The organism is Limosilactobacillus albertensis (assembly GCF_014145555.1).
Classification (GTDB): Bacteria; Bacillota; Bacilli; order Lactobacillales; family Lactobacillaceae; genus Limosilactobacillus; species Limosilactobacillus albertensis.
The window spans coordinates 84,938-100,998 of record NZ_JACIVD010000061.1 but is presented as its reverse complement, the minus strand read 5'-3'; the positions used below and the strand labels follow the sequence as shown (position 1 = coordinate 100,998).

At 38.3% G+C, this 16,061-nt stretch carries 13 protein-coding genes; 3 read left to right on the top strand and 10 right to left on the bottom strand.

The features are described from left to right. Positions 1-47: 47 nt before the first annotated feature. From H5S41_RS05205 to H5S41_RS05190, 4 genes are all read right to left on the bottom strand, one after another. Positions 48-203 (bottom strand): hypothetical protein, encoded by a 156-nt coding sequence (locus tag H5S41_RS05205; protein WP_163704008.1) that lies wholly within the window; start codon positions 201-203, stop codon positions 48-50. Further along, positions 196-1,068 (bottom strand): alpha/beta hydrolase, encoded by an 873-nt coding sequence (locus H5S41_RS05200; protein ID WP_182602628.1) that lies wholly within the window; start codon positions 1,066-1,068, stop codon positions 196-198. Before H5S41_RS05200 ends, H5S41_RS05205 begins: the two co-directional genes overlap by 8 nt. A 65-nt stretch (positions 1,069-1,133) precedes the next feature. Further along, entirely contained in the window at positions 1,134-1,772 is a 639-nt protein-coding gene (locus H5S41_RS05195; RefSeq protein ID WP_182602591.1) for a DUF421 domain-containing protein, read from the bottom strand. Positions 1,773-1,781: 9 nt separating this feature from the next. Next, entirely contained in the window at positions 1,782-2,225 is a 444-nt protein-coding gene (locus H5S41_RS05190) for a DUF3290 family protein (RefSeq protein ID WP_163704010.1), read from the bottom strand. Between the two features lie 114 nt (positions 2,226-2,339). Here H5S41_RS05190 and H5S41_RS05185 point away from each other — a divergent pair, with 114 nt between their 5' ends. Next, entirely contained in the window at positions 2,340-2,609 is a 270-nt protein-coding gene (locus tag H5S41_RS05185) for a YbaN family protein (protein ID WP_182602590.1), read from the top strand. A gap of 45 nt (positions 2,610-2,654) precedes the next feature. Here the strand turns inward: H5S41_RS05185 and H5S41_RS05180 are convergent, their stop codons facing one another. The 5 genes from H5S41_RS05180 to H5S41_RS05160 all read right to left on the bottom strand — a co-directional run bounded on the left by H5S41_RS05180 (position 2,655) and on the right by H5S41_RS05160 (position 11,366). Then, complete coding sequence (locus tag H5S41_RS05180) at positions 2,655-4,970, bottom strand: Aq_aa27 family P-loop NTPase (protein WP_182602589.1); 2,316 nt, start codon at positions 4,968-4,970, stop codon at positions 2,655-2,657. 166 nt (positions 4,971-5,136) lie between these two features. Further along, positions 5,137-5,988 (bottom strand): DNA/RNA non-specific endonuclease, encoded by an 852-nt coding sequence (locus H5S41_RS05175; protein WP_182602588.1) that lies wholly within the window; start codon positions 5,986-5,988, stop codon positions 5,137-5,139. A 111-nt stretch (positions 5,989-6,099) separates the two neighbouring features. Further along, positions 6,100-7,491, bottom strand: a complete 1,392-nt coding sequence (locus H5S41_RS05170; RefSeq protein ID WP_153709581.1) for an amino acid permease — start codon at positions 7,489-7,491, stop codon at positions 6,100-6,102. A gap of 284 nt (positions 7,492-7,775) precedes the next feature. Further along, complete coding sequence (locus tag H5S41_RS11955; protein WP_231833032.1) at positions 7,776-9,470, bottom strand: LPXTG cell wall anchor domain-containing protein; 1,695 nt, start codon at positions 9,468-9,470, stop codon at positions 7,776-7,778. Between the two features lie 120 nt (positions 9,471-9,590). Continuing rightward, positions 9,591-11,366, bottom strand: coding sequence for a 1-deoxy-D-xylulose-5-phosphate synthase (locus tag H5S41_RS05160; RefSeq protein WP_182602587.1), 1,776 nt, complete (start codon positions 11,364-11,366; stop codon positions 9,591-9,593). 169 nt (positions 11,367-11,535) lie between these two features. On the opposite strand from H5S41_RS05160, the gene H5S41_RS05155 reads away from it, so the two are divergent. Then, positions 11,536-12,786, top strand: coding sequence for a DUF2075 domain-containing protein (locus tag H5S41_RS05155; protein WP_182602586.1), 1,251 nt, complete (start codon positions 11,536-11,538; stop codon positions 12,784-12,786). A gap of 2 nt (positions 12,787-12,788) precedes the next feature. Continuing rightward, complete coding sequence (locus H5S41_RS05150) at positions 12,789-13,481, top strand: TVP38/TMEM64 family protein (protein WP_182602585.1); 693 nt, start codon at positions 12,789-12,791, stop codon at positions 13,479-13,481. 57 nt (positions 13,482-13,538) lie between these two features. Here the strand turns inward: H5S41_RS05150 and H5S41_RS05145 are convergent, their stop codons facing one another. After that, complete coding sequence (locus tag H5S41_RS05145; RefSeq protein WP_182602584.1) at positions 13,539-16,052, bottom strand: excinuclease ABC subunit UvrA; 2,514 nt, start codon at positions 16,050-16,052, stop codon at positions 13,539-13,541. Positions 16,053-16,061: the final 9 nt, after the last annotated feature.

Below are 16,061 nucleotides of genomic sequence, written 5' to 3'. Positions count from 1 at the left end.
TTGTCATCATAATATAATATTGATTGATTACTGTCAACACTAAGCAACTATTTTTTCATCAATGCCTGTTGGATCAGCTTTTTAGCAGCCGTTGAAACCGTAAGACCGTTATTTTCTGCATAAGCCTTTAATTGCTGGTATGTCGTTAATTCAGATGTGCCACGCCAGATCAAACCAGTTACTTGCCCATGTTCTTTATTCATTTGAATTCTTCCCCCACAGAATATTAGCGATTTGTTTTATAATCACTGTTCGATGATGTAATTGAAAGTGTGTAGTTTTAGGATAGATTTTTTGATGATATTCAATTGACGAATGCGTTTTAATTAATGACTTTAACATTTCCGATTGAATATGAGGAACTGATCCATCAGTTTTCTTATCCTCTTCTTCACTTCCCATTAAATTATAAATTTTAATCGGATAATTTAATTGCCATTCTTTCATTTGCAAAAATAATTCCTGAAAATTCTTATCTGTTGACTTGCTAATTAAGTGATACCGATATCTCAGCTGGTCGTTTAAGCTTTCTTCTACTGGAACACCAAGAAAAACCAGTTTATTTAAACGAATGTGGTGTTGAAGATATTTTGACCCCATGTAGGCATGGATAAATTCAGTTCCTCCATACGAATGAGCAACCACATTCATCTTTTGAATATGATAGTGCTGTTGGAGATATTCAAGAACAAGCGTCAGCTGCTTAACTTGCGGATGATAAGTAACATTATAATTCCAGGCAAATAAAACCTGAATCAATGCATTCTTTTGACCATTAAAATTACCCTCAGTCCAAATCTGCCCATTTGGTGCAACCCAGATAGTAAGCACCTTTTGAGCAATATTCTTTTGTTGATAATATTTGATCATTTTATTATAAGTGGTCGTATTTCCGCCCCATCCAGGAATAAGGATAGTGGGGATAGAAGAATACTCTATTTTGCTTTGATAATTTCGTGGTGACAAGCGTTGACCAGGAGTTCCTTGTAATAAGAATCCCTGAATGCCAAAAGCAAGAAGAATAAGACTCCCTAAGCTAATTCCGACGATTTTTAGCGACTTTTTCATCAAATCATCTCTTATCATATCGATTTATATCCTATTATACGCTTGAAAATTATAAAGGGAGATTTTTAAACTTTAGGATATGGAATTAAGGTTAACTTACCATTAATATATTCTCCAAGATATATGTCGTCAACGCTATCGTAACCTGCTTTATGGATTTGTTCAAATACCCATTGCTCATCATGATGAATTAGTTCCATCACATCGATATTGATTTGTCCATCGTTAATCAAAGGAAAGCGAACATTTGCTTCATCGTTTTCAATAATTACTAACTGGCCATTTTGTTCTAAAATTCCGCTTTTTACTTTTGCAACCTCATATATCCCATGGCCACGAAGACGGAACATGAGGTCATTTGCACTAATTCCTGCCCGCATACAGTTTTCTACTAATACTTTGCCGTTTTGGATCAATATTTGTGGTCGGCCATCGATTAGGCGCCTTATCCAAACATTATGGTCTTTAGCAAACTTTACAGCAAAGACAATTAAAGTCCAGATCAAAAGAACCATTATAAACTCGAGAACTGAGATATCGCTGTTATAAATAATTCCGCCAATGATACCACCTAGAACATAATTTTGTACTTGGTCAATAGCTGAAGTAGGTGCAAGATTTCCTTTCCCCAATAAGTTAATCTGAAGAATTAAACATAACATACCGAGGACAAACTTTATAATAATTAATGAATAGTTATCCATGCTGCCCTCCTACTTCATTAAATTGACTTTGTGATTAACAACGTGTGCCCGCGTAAGAGTATAGTTATCCCCTGTTTGGCTTAAGTTAACCCGGTAATCGCGGTCCTCTATCCGAACAAGGATACCATCTGTTAACGTTGTCGAATTAACAACTACTTTTTGTGGTGAGACATTATGATCACGAGCAACCGCTTTAATAAATGGAATCATTTGGGTTGTCTGCGATTGCTGGGTCGTACTCTTTTCCATATCGGTAACCTGAAAACCAATGAAGAGCAGCAATAATAAAAAGAAAATTATCCCTAAATCACGGTAGCGGGTAATAAGACGGTGACGTAAATATAGGAGCACCATTACCCCAATTAAAACCGCAAAAATAAGGATTGCAATGTAATTAAACAGTTGATTCATATGTTGATGATTTGATAAATAACTAATTGTATAAAATGTCATTTTTCTCTCCTTAATCTAAATATAACAAAAACTTAAAACACTACCCAACCTTTTTCCGTGTTAGCATGATAGAATATATAATAACTTTAACGTTGAAAGAAGGAGGAATTATTAATGTTCTTAAAACTAGGAATGAAGCTTCTGTGGATCGTATTAGGCAGTATTTCATTTGTTGGCGGGATAATTGGGGTCCTACTTCCGATAATTCCTCAAGTGCCCTTTTTCCTGCTGACAATATGGTGTATTACTAAGGTATCGCCGCGTTTTCATAACTGGCTCCTTAGCAATTCGCTTTACGTAAAATATGCGAAACCATTGGTAAATCGACTTGAAAACTTAAAACGGCAGCCTAAACGAAGAGCCGCTAAAGTTAATAGTAAATAAAAAGGTCTTGAATGCTTAATTGCGTCCTAGACCTTCTTTTTAATATTAACCAAATAGACGTGCCCAGAATCCTCTCTTTGGTTCTCTTGCAAGGGATTCTGAAGATTTTTTAGCCGGCTTTGCGGTTATTGTTTCATTATTATCCATATCTTTTTCGTCAGCATATGGATTACGTTCACCGATCCACTTAAAGAATTCGTTTGCTTTTATTTCAACAAATTTACCACGTTTCCCATTAATCCCATCAACACAAAGTTCAATTGGAAGCGCATTTCGATACTTTTCAATACTATCAGCTGTAAATCCATTAAAAGTATTAAGCTTTGAAATATCAAATAACAAACTATGATCTTGTTGACGATATTTGAAATCTTCCTCTTGCGTTAAATAGAGTTTTGCCCAACGATTTCGTGAACTCTCCTTAAAATCATCACAAATTTCATCAGCAAAATATGGCGGAATTTCCATATCAGCCATTTGGTAATAGTCACGGAAGAGCTTTCGCGTATTTGCTAAGAAATCTAGTTTACCAGTCTTTTCATCAAAGGCCCGCCATGGAGTTTCGTCATCTTCTAATAAACTTGCCATTCGCATTACAAAATCCTTAAACAATGTATTATTTAAGGTTTGACGTACGTTATAGATATATTTATTAGCCTCACCCTTCTGCTGTTCATCGATAACCTTGTCGATTTGTAGGTAATAAGTTCGCCGAGCGGTTTCACGAAGCATGGTGAAGCCTGAATCGTAGTTAGTCGTTCCGATTAATGGTGCAATTGCATGCGGATTATTAACTAATTCATTCATCGTATCAACAACCAAGTGCCGACTATATTGGTCCTGCTGGAAGAAATACGGTTCAATTTCGTCCATTAAAACCGGATATGAACTACCTAGTTTCATGTAATGTTCAATTGCATCAACTGTCTTTGCCTTTTTCTGGGGTGTTTCAGTTGGATAAATGGTTCCAAAGTCTATTAAAGAACGGTCAGTATTCCACGTTAACTGATTAATAATCCGCAATAAGGTTGACTTTCCTGAACCAGCAGTTGCACCTAAAATCAAGAAATTAGGAATATCGTTACCATCTTCAGGATTTAGACTAGCTTTAGCCCGAATTTCCCATAAAAATGGTGCCGTAAAACTATATAAAATAGCCTCATAAAACCGCTTGCCGTAGTCATCATTATAATCGACAACGTATTGCTGGTAGCCTTTCATAATCGCGTCAATGCTCTTTAAGCCATCACGAATTTGACTAATAGTTGCGACCTTGCCAAATGGAATCGGGTGAGTACCAGTATCATTTGGTACATAAAGTCCGCTGTTATTGTTAACTAGGTTTCTTTCCATTGGCCGATCGTACAAGAAGGTTGTATATTTCTTTTCTGCTGATCGTTGTTGTGGTGTCATGCCACTAATCAGCGCATCCTGAACCTGTTTAAAAATCTTTTCCCGTGATTTTAATTTTGGTTTAGCAGCACGTGGCGATACTGCCGTCTTTTGTAAAGTATAAATAGTGTCATGCTGTTGAATTTGCCGCTCTGCTTCTTCTTTGTCTTGAGATCGATTAGTAGTAATATCCCGCATAGCCTTTGTAATCATAGCGGGAATTTTATTTTCATCGATTTGTTTTTGAATATCATGACTAATTAAGTCAGTCATATCAGCAGCGGCAATTTGGTCGGTTACTTCATTATCAAGAATTACAACTGCATTTGTAGCACCCTTATTATCTTTAAGACTCTCATCAATTTGATTCTGTGCGGCCTTTAAGAGGTTTTCTGTAAAAAATGGTCGCAACACTGGCTTAATATCATTCTTATAGTGGCTGTCTAAGTTCTGAAATAGCCGGATATCGTTATCAAAAACCAGAATTTCTTCATATTGGTTACGTTGACTATCAAATGAATCATTATCTAGGTTAAGACTTCCCAGAATTACCCGCGTATCATGGGTTTCAGAATTACTCAAAAGGTAAAAACGCGAATGAATGGCCTGAGTTGGTGCAATAGCAACCTGAAAAAGGTTATTCAATACATTTGCCTGGTTATCACTGGTAAGTGCTTCAAATATTTTAGCTGGCTTTTTATTCGCTGCTACAAGTAATGCATCAGTTAAAGCAACTTTCGTAATTACGTCTTCGCCAGTCTTGACTTCATGATTTTCAGGAGTACTGAGGGCAACTTCAACTTTAATAAATCGACTTAAGTACTGATTAATAAAATCAGCTGTAATATTACCCGTTACCGCTGTCATACGATTAAACTTATTTGCATCAAAAAGCTGGCTAATTTTTAATGGTGGTGTGTCTTGACCATTAAAAACAATATGAATCTTTTTTAGATCTGAATCTGTCATTAGCGTAGTCCTTTTCTAAACAATATTAACTTCCTTTATTTTCGGTTATTTACATTAATTTTGCAAGTAACCATTAAAATATTTTGAGTTATCAATAGAGCGATTAACTAAAAAAGCTCCTCCTGGACATCAGGAAGAACCTCTTTTATGGCTTATTAATAGTTATTTATCTATCAATTGCCGTTACCGCCCCGGTAGCATAATTAATGCTTATATTTCTCTGTACATTCGGCACGAAAACGTTATATTGTAAGCTCCCGTCTTTTGACTTTGCTTCAATATGAGCACCGGAAGGAACTAAATTATTGCCATCATAAATATCAGTTACTCGGTAGCGCACCTGTTTATTTTGGTCAAGTGCCTTTCTAACAAGTCCTTCGTAGTAGTTTTGTCCAGTCGAAGAACTACTACGTGCTTCATTTGCCCAGGCTGTCTGTGTTGCAATATTTGCTGGATTAGACTCAGAAGCATCAAAACCGCGAATCCCGCCGACAAGAGCATAACCAAGCAGGTGACCACGATCATAAGCATGAGAAATACCACCCTTTAAATTATGGGCCTGCAAAAATCCAACCGGTTTCCAATTAGTAGCACCATTCCCCGTTTCATTACGGTTACGATATTGGCGTGTTGTCCGGTTAAGCCATGCATCACCCTGCCATGCGCGTCCTCGAGAATCGCGACGATTAACAGCGTATGGGGCGTTATTAATGCTGGCATTCAAATTGGTTTGATTGTTATTAAGAATGAATGCACCGTATCCATTCCATTTTATATTGGAGGTCCCTAATTGCTGACGAACACCATCAGAGAGCACGCTCGTCGCCTGAGATTGCGTAGGAGGCGTCAGTGTTGATGAACGGTTACTATTGCTATTATGCCGCCAGGAGACAAGTCGTTGAATCCCTTGCGGAGAAGCACTTCCCTTTTCTGGCTGTTGTGTAAAACTGCCAATACCGAAAAGAGCTATTAATGCCAAAATTAGATACTTTGTTTTTTTATTAAATCGAAATCGCATATGTTCATAAATACCTTTCTAATTAAACGTACGTTCGTAAAAACATTCTATCATTTTCCTTAGCAAAAGAAAATACTCCCAAAACAATCTATTTTGAGAGCATTTATATTTTTATGCTAATTTATCTTGGCGGCGAGTTCTTAGTTTATAAATAATACTCATAATAATTAAGAAGATTGCGCCAACACTAACCGAAATTCTTGTATCTGGATTGAAGAACATAAAGAGCAAGATAACGGTTAATGCGATTAAACTGAAGTAATTATATGCTGGATACAACGGCATCTTAAATGGATGGTCAGTTAATTCTTCAGGATTATTGCGGCGGAAGTTTAATTCCGAAATTAGGATAATAAACCATGGAACCATTCCGGGAAGAACACTTGAACTATATACGATCACGAAGATATTTGCCGAGGCTGCATTAAACATCGATAGCAGCATGTTAACAATAAAACCAAGGAAGATCCAAAATGCAATTGTTAGAATGGCTACATTAGGAACAACCCGTTTTGATAACTTACTAAATACCTTAGGAACTTCACCATCGACCGAAAGCTTAAATAACATCCGACTAGCACTGTAGATTCCTGAGTTGGCACCAGATAAAGCGGCGGTTAAAACAACAAAGTTAATAATTCCAGCTGCCCCAGTAATACCAACCTTCGTAAATGTTTCAACAAATGGTGAACCGACTGCTTTTAATTCGTCCCATGGATAAATTGAAACGATAACAAAAATTGCTCCGATGTAGAAAATCAAGATCCGCCAAATAACAGATTTCACTGATTTAACAATTGCGTGACGTGGAGAAGCAGCTTCACCGGCTGTAATTCCAAGTAACTCAATTCCCTGGTATGAACCTGCGATAACAGATAGTGAGAACATGAATCCCATAAATCCGCCAGTAAAGAATCCACCATGTGTCCATAAGTTGGAAATACCAACCGGATGCCAGTTATTTCCAAGCCCTAGAACAATTACTAAGAGTCCTAAAATGATCATTACGATAATTGTAACAACCTTAATCATCGCAAACCAAAATTCGAGTCGTCCATAAGCCTTAGCAGAAGCCAGATTAGCAAGTGTCAGGATAGTGATCATTACTAATCCAGAAATCCAGTCTGGTAATTTAGGCCACCAATAATTTAAATATTGACTCATTGCAATAATATCTGAAATACCAACAATAATAAACTGGAAAACATTACTCCATTTTGTTAAATATCCTGCTAAGGGATGGATGTATTTTGAACCATAATCCGCAAAAGACCCGGTGCCTGGACTAATATAGATCATTTCTCCTAGTGCACGCATAACACCATAAAGAACTAAACCGACAAACGCATACGCCAGTAGCACAGATGGTCCTGTCCATTTAATCGTTGATGTTGCCCCCATGAAAAGACCACTACCGATTGTTCCCCCGATTGCAATCATTTCCATTTGACCAGGTGTCATCGTACGATTTAATTTTACTTTCTTTTCTTGATTGTCCATCATTCTAACCTCATTTCAAATAAAAAAGCTACCCATTACGTCCCTAAACAACCCTTGTCAATTTTGATAAGTGGTTGAGACATCTTGGATAGCCATTTGCTAACAGATTTAAGATATATTAAAACTACTCAACCACGGTGAATGTTGTTGTGGTTGAGGTGGAGGTTAGATGATGAATAATAGATCGATTATAAACTTGCATTTTAATTTCCTCCATTTGTTTTTCAATAACATTAGAATACTATTAGAAAATTAAGAATGCAAGTACTTTTAGCAAATTTCTTGTTTTATTTCCTGCTTTTTATCTTCTTGAGTGAAAATAAGCTCATCCCCGCAATCAAAAGTGTAATTCCCAGGCCAAGCAATGTCGCTAACGAATCAGTTTTATTACCTGTTTGCGGAAGCATCCCCTTGTCCTGCTGATGTTTATTATTTTTATGCTTCAGAGCCTTCAATTTATCATTAGCTGTTCTTATTCGCTGATGAAAATCACCATGTTTATTGTCGTCAAGTAGCGTAATTCCCGCTGACTCCTCGTTAATCTCTTGGATCGTTGACTGAGGACGGCTCCTGAAACTGATTTCATTATTTTGATTATCTTCTGGCGGGGTAATTTTTCCTGCTTGTTTTAACTTTGCTTGAGTAGCTCTTTCCTGATAACCGATTAGCGGATCAGTCCCTTCTTCTTTTGTTTCAATAGGATCTATCTGTACCGCTGCTTCTTGACTAAAATTATCCGTTTGTTGGTTGTCGTCTTGCGCTGGAATACTGCTTTGTATTCCTCGAGTTTCCTGTAATACTCGGTCCGTTTGACTTTCTTGCTCAAGATAATTCTCTCTCGACTTATCTATTTCTTGATCTTGCAACAGTCCATTTTCCGTTTGAACTTCTTCATCTACCGCTTCTGTCTTTGTTTGTGTTGCAGTTTCACCTGTTTCAATATAATTTGTTTGGCTTTCGCTATTCTCAACAGTTGGAATCATTGTTTGCGTCCCCGCTTCTTTTTTCTCAACTGTCGTCTGGGTACTTCTTGTGTCCTGTTTAGGCTTTTCATCAGAATAATCGTTGGTCTGAGTCGCCTGCTCATTTGCCCTCACTAAAGCATCCCCTGTTCCAGTCGATATTAGCTTGGGGTGATTGAAATCAGTCATTGTACTTTCATCGTCTTGTGGTACGGCGTCTGTCTGCCAATTTTGGTCTTGATAGCGATAGTCACTATCTCCGGCTGCTGTATCTTTAATATCGATTATTGATTCTCCTACTCCCTGTTCTTCTACCTCACTCGTAACCTGAGTACCTTGATCTTTATGCCCTATTTCTAGCGGATCCGTACCTGTGTCAGTTCCTTGATTGCCTTCTTGAATTGCTTCATCTTTAGTTTCGACCACCATTGTATTCGTCGATTTGTCTGCTAAGCCAGTACTATCGCTCTGTACCCCTTCACTCTTTACCTGATAAGATTCTGTGTTATTTTGCCGATCCTCTGTAGCAATACTTGTTTGAGTAAAGCAATTCTCATTTTGTTTTTCTTGCTTTGCTGGTTTATCTAATTGAGAATCTGTGTCAAGGGGATGATAAAAGACATCGATGGGATGCTTAAAGCAAGAAAGATCATTCGTTCTAGTGATTGTCGGAAGTGCACTAATTGAGGGAACAAAGCCAGCTTGCTCTGGAATTTTAATCTCTTCAAACGGTTCAACAATCCAAACGGAAGGCTGCTTGGGATCATTTGATACTTGACGGTAGGCAGAAGACACTTGTTCCACCTTCTGAACACCGCTTAAAAGGTTAAAGAAGATTACTCGTTTTACAGGGACAGTTTCGACTTTATCTGATTTACTAATAAGTGAATTTGCCGGAAGAACCTGACTATCGGCTAATGCTGGAGGGTTAGTAAAATTGATTGTCAAAATCGTTGTCGCCGTTGCTAGTCCTAATAAGTAGGCGTTGCGCAATGAGTAAGCATTATTTTCAAATTTCATATTAAATAACTCCTTTTTAGGTCACTATAAATATATATACGTAAAAAGAAGCTATTTGCATTTTTAAACTAAAAAAACTGTCACCCACAAGACAAAAAAGCTTGTAATGACAGTTCTTTATTACAATGAGTGAATAACTTGTTCAACGTCATCCACAATTTGTTTAGGAGTTAAGTGATACCATTCATATAAGACATCTGTAGGAACATTATCCGCAAATTCACGCGGTGCTCCGAAGTTTAAAACTTTCATATTCTTGGGTCCGTAATAGCGAGCAATCGTTTCACCAAAGCCACCACTCAAGATTCCGTCTTCTAATGTTACAACGACATCATGATTTTCCGCTAAATGATGCAAAACATCTGAATCAATCCCGGTTACCGACTTTGGATTAATCAAGGTAGCATCAATGTTCAACTTATCTTGAAGCTCTTTTCTTACCTTTTCTCCCAGCTCCCAGAAATCACCGACTGCCATAATTGCAACTTCACTTCCTCGATGAGCGATATCGTACTTAATTGTACTGTAATCCTCTTGAGTTGGCGTACCATGGACAAGTGGTTTTTCTGGTTGACGAATGACGACCGGTTCATCAGTTTGGTTGATTGCCCAACGAAGCATTGAAATCATTTCTTCAACATTTGTTGGTGCTAGATATTCAATATTTGGTAAATCGCTAATCATTGAAATATCAAATGTTCCCTGATGAGTAGCAGAGTTTTCAGAAATTGAGCCGCCACGAACAATCATTACAACAGGCGCATCATTTAATGCCATATCATGAATTAACTGGTCATATGCCCGTTGAAGGAAAGTACTATTTTGGAAAACAACAGGACGCGCACCGGCCTGAGCCATTGCAACCGCTGTCGTAATGGAATCTTGCTCAGCAATTCCAACATCATAGTAACGGTCCGGATGTTTAGACTTGAATTTACCAAGATCAAAAACTCCTGGAATACCAGCATTGATAGCAACAACTGGTTTATTTTCCGCAATCTGTTTATCTAATTCTGCGAGGACCGCATCACTGTACGATTCACCATTTGTTTTATAAATATCCTCGCCTGTCTTAAGGTCAAAAGGAGCGCGCCAATGATACTTCATTTTATTGTCAACAGCTGGCTTATACCCCTTCCCCTTTAGCGTATTAACATGCAGGACGATTGGATGATCAATATTTTTCACTTCTTTGAATGTATCGATCATCGTCTGCAAGTCATTACCATCAGCAATGTACTTATAATCAAGCCCCATAAACTTAAAAATGTTGTTCGGGGACTGACCGTTAGTATCGCGGAGCTCTTTGAGGCCCTTGTACAATCCACCCTGATCTTCGTCAATTGACATCTGGTTATCATTAACTAGGATAATCAAGTTTGACTTAAGCTTTGCAGCATTATTTAACCCTTCAAATGCTAATCCGCCACTTAAGGAACCATCCCCAATTACTGCCATAATATTATTATGTGATTGTGGCTTCATCAAATCACGTGCTTGTGCCATTCCTACCGCAAGTGAAATTGAAGTTGAAGTGTGACCGATCTCAAAGAAATCATGAGCACTTTCTTCTGGCGACGTATATCCTGTAATGTCCTCATAATGATCAGGATCTAAGAACCCTAATTTGCGTCCGGTCAGCATCTTATGGGCGTAACTTTGGTGCGAAACATCCCAAATAACTTTATCATGCGGTGAGTCGAAAACGTAATGGAAAGCAATTGTCAATTCCATTACACCAAGGTTAGGGCCAACATGTCCACCGATTTTGGCATCACGTTCTAAAACTAATTGACGCATTTCGGTTGCTAATTGCTTTAATTCATCAAGTGACATCCCTTTAATATCACTTGGTTCATTAACTTCATTTAAGAGGTAATCAGGATGCAGATTCATCTATTCCACTCCTTCTTAATTTTACATTTAATCAATGTAGTAATATTTATTGCTCTTATTATTTTAACACTTTCACAAGCATTGAGTAAATTACTCTCAGGTTCAAATTGACGAAATTAGTGCATTTCGATACCATTAAATAGAGTAATTCGTAAAAAAGGAAATAGTCATGAAAAATATTGATAACGCAGCAACTAGCAAAATTTCACCATTTAAAAAACTGACACCAGAACAAGAAATGCTTGTAAATGACATTATTGCATTTACTAAGCAGCATTTAACGGAAAATTATCCTGCAATATATACAATCTACGGGGATGCGGGTACTGGAAAAAGCGTAATCCTTTCACAATTGTTTGCGCGAATTCAAACAGAAGCTCGTACCCAGAAAAATTCTTCACTTTATCATACTAATAATTATTTTCTTGTTAACCACCCGGAAATTTTGAAGGTATATAAAGAGATTGCAGGACCAATAAAGGAGCTATATAAAAAAGATTTTGCGCGGCCAACTTCATTAATTAACCAGCTGGACAAGCAAAAGCAGACTATTGACATCGCCGTTATTGATGAGGCCCATCTTTTATTATCCAAGCCGGATCACTATAATAATTTCTACCATGATAATCAGCTTGTGGAAATTATTAAACGGGCAAAAGTGGTTGTGATCGTTTTTGACCAGTATCAAGTTTTACGAATGAAGAGTCTCTGGACGCCTAAACGACTTCAGGCAATTACTAATCAGTATCCGCATAAAGACTATCATCTTACGCATATGTTTCGGATGAATGCGAGTAATGAATTAGTTAAGTGGTTTAATGACTTTACTAACTATAAATTAACCCCGCTACCAGCATCCGCCCGTGATCATTATGATTTCCGCATTTACGATGATGCTGAGGAAATGAGAAAGGCAATTGTGCGTCGTAATGAGGAAGTGGGGCTTTCGCGGATTCTTTCTACGTCAGGATATCCGTCAACTCTTGATGGTGGCAAACATTATATTGAAGAAGGCAGATTCAAAATGCCCTGGGATCAATATAATTATACCGTTACCCCCTGGGCAGAACTGCCGCAAACAATTAATGAAGTCGGTTCAATCTATACCTGCCAAGGGTTTGACTTGAATTACACGGGAATCATAATTGGCCCACCCATCAGTCAGACTCCTCAAACGCATCAGCTTCAAGTTAATCTCAATCGCTATACCGATATTGAAGCATTCAAAAAACGAGACGACCTTACTGACCCAGCAGAGATTGAAAGTTTAGAAAAACGAATGATTATGAACTCACTGAATGTTTTATTTAAGCGTGGCGTTTATGGAACTTATCTTTACGCTCATGATCCTCTTTTACGCCATTCTCTCATTTCGCTATTTAAAAAAGCCGGTCTCACGTTTCAAAAGGAGGAACATTAACTATGAAAGAGCGTAAATTAAATAAAACATGGCTAATTGTTGGGGCAATCATCTTAGCGATAATCGTCCTTTACTTTATCTACCGAACATATAAGCCAGAGATTGACTTGCTCTTAAACTTTAATTCTCACAATAGGACAAAGCTCCTTCATATGATTAGAAGTCATGGCTTTACAGATATTTTTCTTCTTGTTGCACTAGTCGGGATCCTAAATTCAATTCCAGGAATGTCTAATTCTGTTGTCTGTATCTTTGCCGGATTATGTTATGGACCAATCGTCGGTTTCTTAATTAACTGGTCTGGGAATATTCTCGGAAACTGTACTGTGATGAGTATTATTCGGAAAATCGATCTTTCTAAACGAGTAAAAAAGAACAAGCTCCTTCAGCACCTTTTACAACAAAAACATCCGCTGATTGCCCTAACGATCGGCTTTATGATTCCCGTTATTCCTAGCGTACTTGTTAACTATGCTGGTGCTCGCCTAAACGTCAGTCGAAAGCACTATCTTGCAATGGTAGCTGTCGGAATGGCACCGACATCATTCCTATATGCTTTTGGTGGGGATGCAATTTTCAAGGGCAACATGAGGCGATTAATCGGTGCCGCAATCGCAATTTTAATCCTAATCGGCTGTTATCTGCTCGTGCGTAAGATTTGGCAAAACCATGAGGAGAAAGAAGTCGCTAAATAACATAAAAACAGGTATCTATGTGCGAAAAATTATAACGCGCATAAATACCTGTTTTTTCTATTTAAATCTTGCCCAGTATTCAGCCAGATACTTACTGGTTAGGCTTTGCGGATTTTGAATCAAGGTCGATGGCTTACCATGGGCAACAATCTCCCCGCCGTTACTACCACCACGCGGACCCATATCAAGCATGTAGTCAGCATTGATAATTAAATTTAAATCGTGAGTAATAGTAATAATCGTTGCTCCCCGATCAAGCAGCTGTTGCATTACCACTAAAAGCGTTTTGACGTCAAGGGGGTGCAATCCAATGGTTGGTTCATCAAATACAAAAAGAGTCTCGCTTTGATTATGGTTCAGATGTTTAACGAGTTTTAAACGTTGGGCCTCACCACCAGAAAGACTCGGCGTGCTTTCACCTAAATGAAGGTAGCCTAGGCCGACTTCATCTAATAACTGGAGTTCGCGAGCAATTTTGGGAACTTCTTTAAATACTTTCATTGCTGCTCGTACGTCTAGCTTTAGAATGTCAACAATTGAATAATCATGCCATTTGATCTTTTGGATTTTTTCATTATATCGGCTTCCGCCACACTTTGGACAAGTCTGTTGCATGTCTGGTAAGAATTGAATATCAAGCGTTACAATACCAGCACCTCCACATGTTGGACAAGCACCTTGCTTATTATTATATGAAAAATATGAAGGTGTAAAGTGTTTTTCTTTTGCCAATGGTTGGGCGGCAAATAGTTTCCGCAGGTTATCCATGATACTAGTATAGGTAGCTACTGTTGAACGATTGGTTTTACCGATTGGTGCCGCATCGACACTTACAACCTCTTTTAAGGGGCTTGATAAGTCCTTTACTTGCCGTGGTAATTTAGTCCCCGTTGATTGTGCGTGAATAGCTGGAACTAGACTATCTAAAATTAAACTAGTCTTACCAGCACCAGAAAATCCAGTGATCGCAGTTAACCGATTAACAGGAATTTTACCTTGGACATCTTTTAGATTATAGTAATTATTCACTTCAAATGAAATGTTTTGACTAGCGGGTTCCTTTGCTAATGGCCGACTATTTAAGGCTGCCGTTCCCTTTATATAAGGACCAATTTTTGATTGTGGATCATCTGCGATTTGGGATGGTGTTCCCTGCGTAAGAATTTTTCCGCCGTTTTCGCCAGAGCCAGGACCAATTTCAATAATCCAATCAGCTTCCTTAATAATATCAACATTGTGGTCGACAACAACTAACGAGTTGCCCTGTGCCACTAATTCCTTAAATACGTTTAGAAGACCATTAATATTATCTGGATGAAGACCAATTGAAGGTTCATCAAGGATGTATAAAACGCCAGTAGTTTGCGTTCGCAAGGTTCGCGCTAATTGAATTCGCTGTAATTCTCCGGTTGATAAGGTATTGCCGTTCCGTGATAAAGTTAAATAGTCAAGACCTAGTTCAAGCAACGGTCGTAAATTATCATCAAACTCCTTAAAAAGCGAAGTTGCCATTTTTTCCATTTCAGGAGGGAGAGTGGCTGATACATCTTGCTTCCACTGGTTCAATTCACCAAGTGTAAGATCACTAACTTGGACAATATTTAAGCCACCGGCAAGCTGTTTCAACAATTCTGGCTTCAATCGTGACCCATGACAAACCGGACAGGTTGAATAATGAAAAAATTCGCTAATCCGTTTTTGTGCCCGTTCGCTTTTACTGCTTTTGGCCGATGCAAGGACTGCCTCGTGAGCATTCTCGTATAAAGCATTAAAATCGTGAAAAACGCGCCCGGTTCCTGAGCGAAAATCCATTTTAAATTTCTTTTGCGGACCATTTAAGACAAAATCTTTTTCTTTTGCAGTTAGGTCTTTATACGGGACATGAATTCGGACACCTGCTTGTTCAGCAACGCTTGGCATAAAATTCCGCCCTGGTAAATGCCACGACGCAACTGCCCCGTCAGCCAAACTAAGGTTTTCATCACCAATAAGCTTACTCTCATCAAGTTCACGAACCAGCCCAGTTCCTTGACATCGTTGACAAGCTCCATCGGAATTAAAGGCAAAATCTTCCGCGCTATAAGCATAAAATTTTTCACCACAAACCGGACAGGTTAATTGGCCCATTGCATCCCCGCTTTTACTCATTACCTCAGCAATCTCAAGGCTTGGTTTTAACTGGTGACCATTTGGACAAACGGGTTCCCCGAGCCGCGAAAAGATTAAACGAATTACGTTTAGCATCTCGCTCATTGTACCGACAGTTGCACGTTCAGATGGGATTGACGGCCGCTGCTTGAGGGCTAGTGCTGATGGAATATGCTTAACACTGGTGACATCTGCCTGCGCGCCTAGTTTTATTCGGCGCCTAGTATAAGTTGAAAGGGCCTCTAAATATCGCCGTGAACCCTCTTCATATAAAATCCCCATTGCTAATGAGCTTTTTCCAGATCCAGACAGGCCGGAGATTGCAACAAATTTATGTAACGGTATATTAATATCAATATTTTTAAGGTTATGTACTTTACCGCCTCTCACTTCAATCTGTGATGGTAAGGTAGTTTTGGTCATTTTTTATTG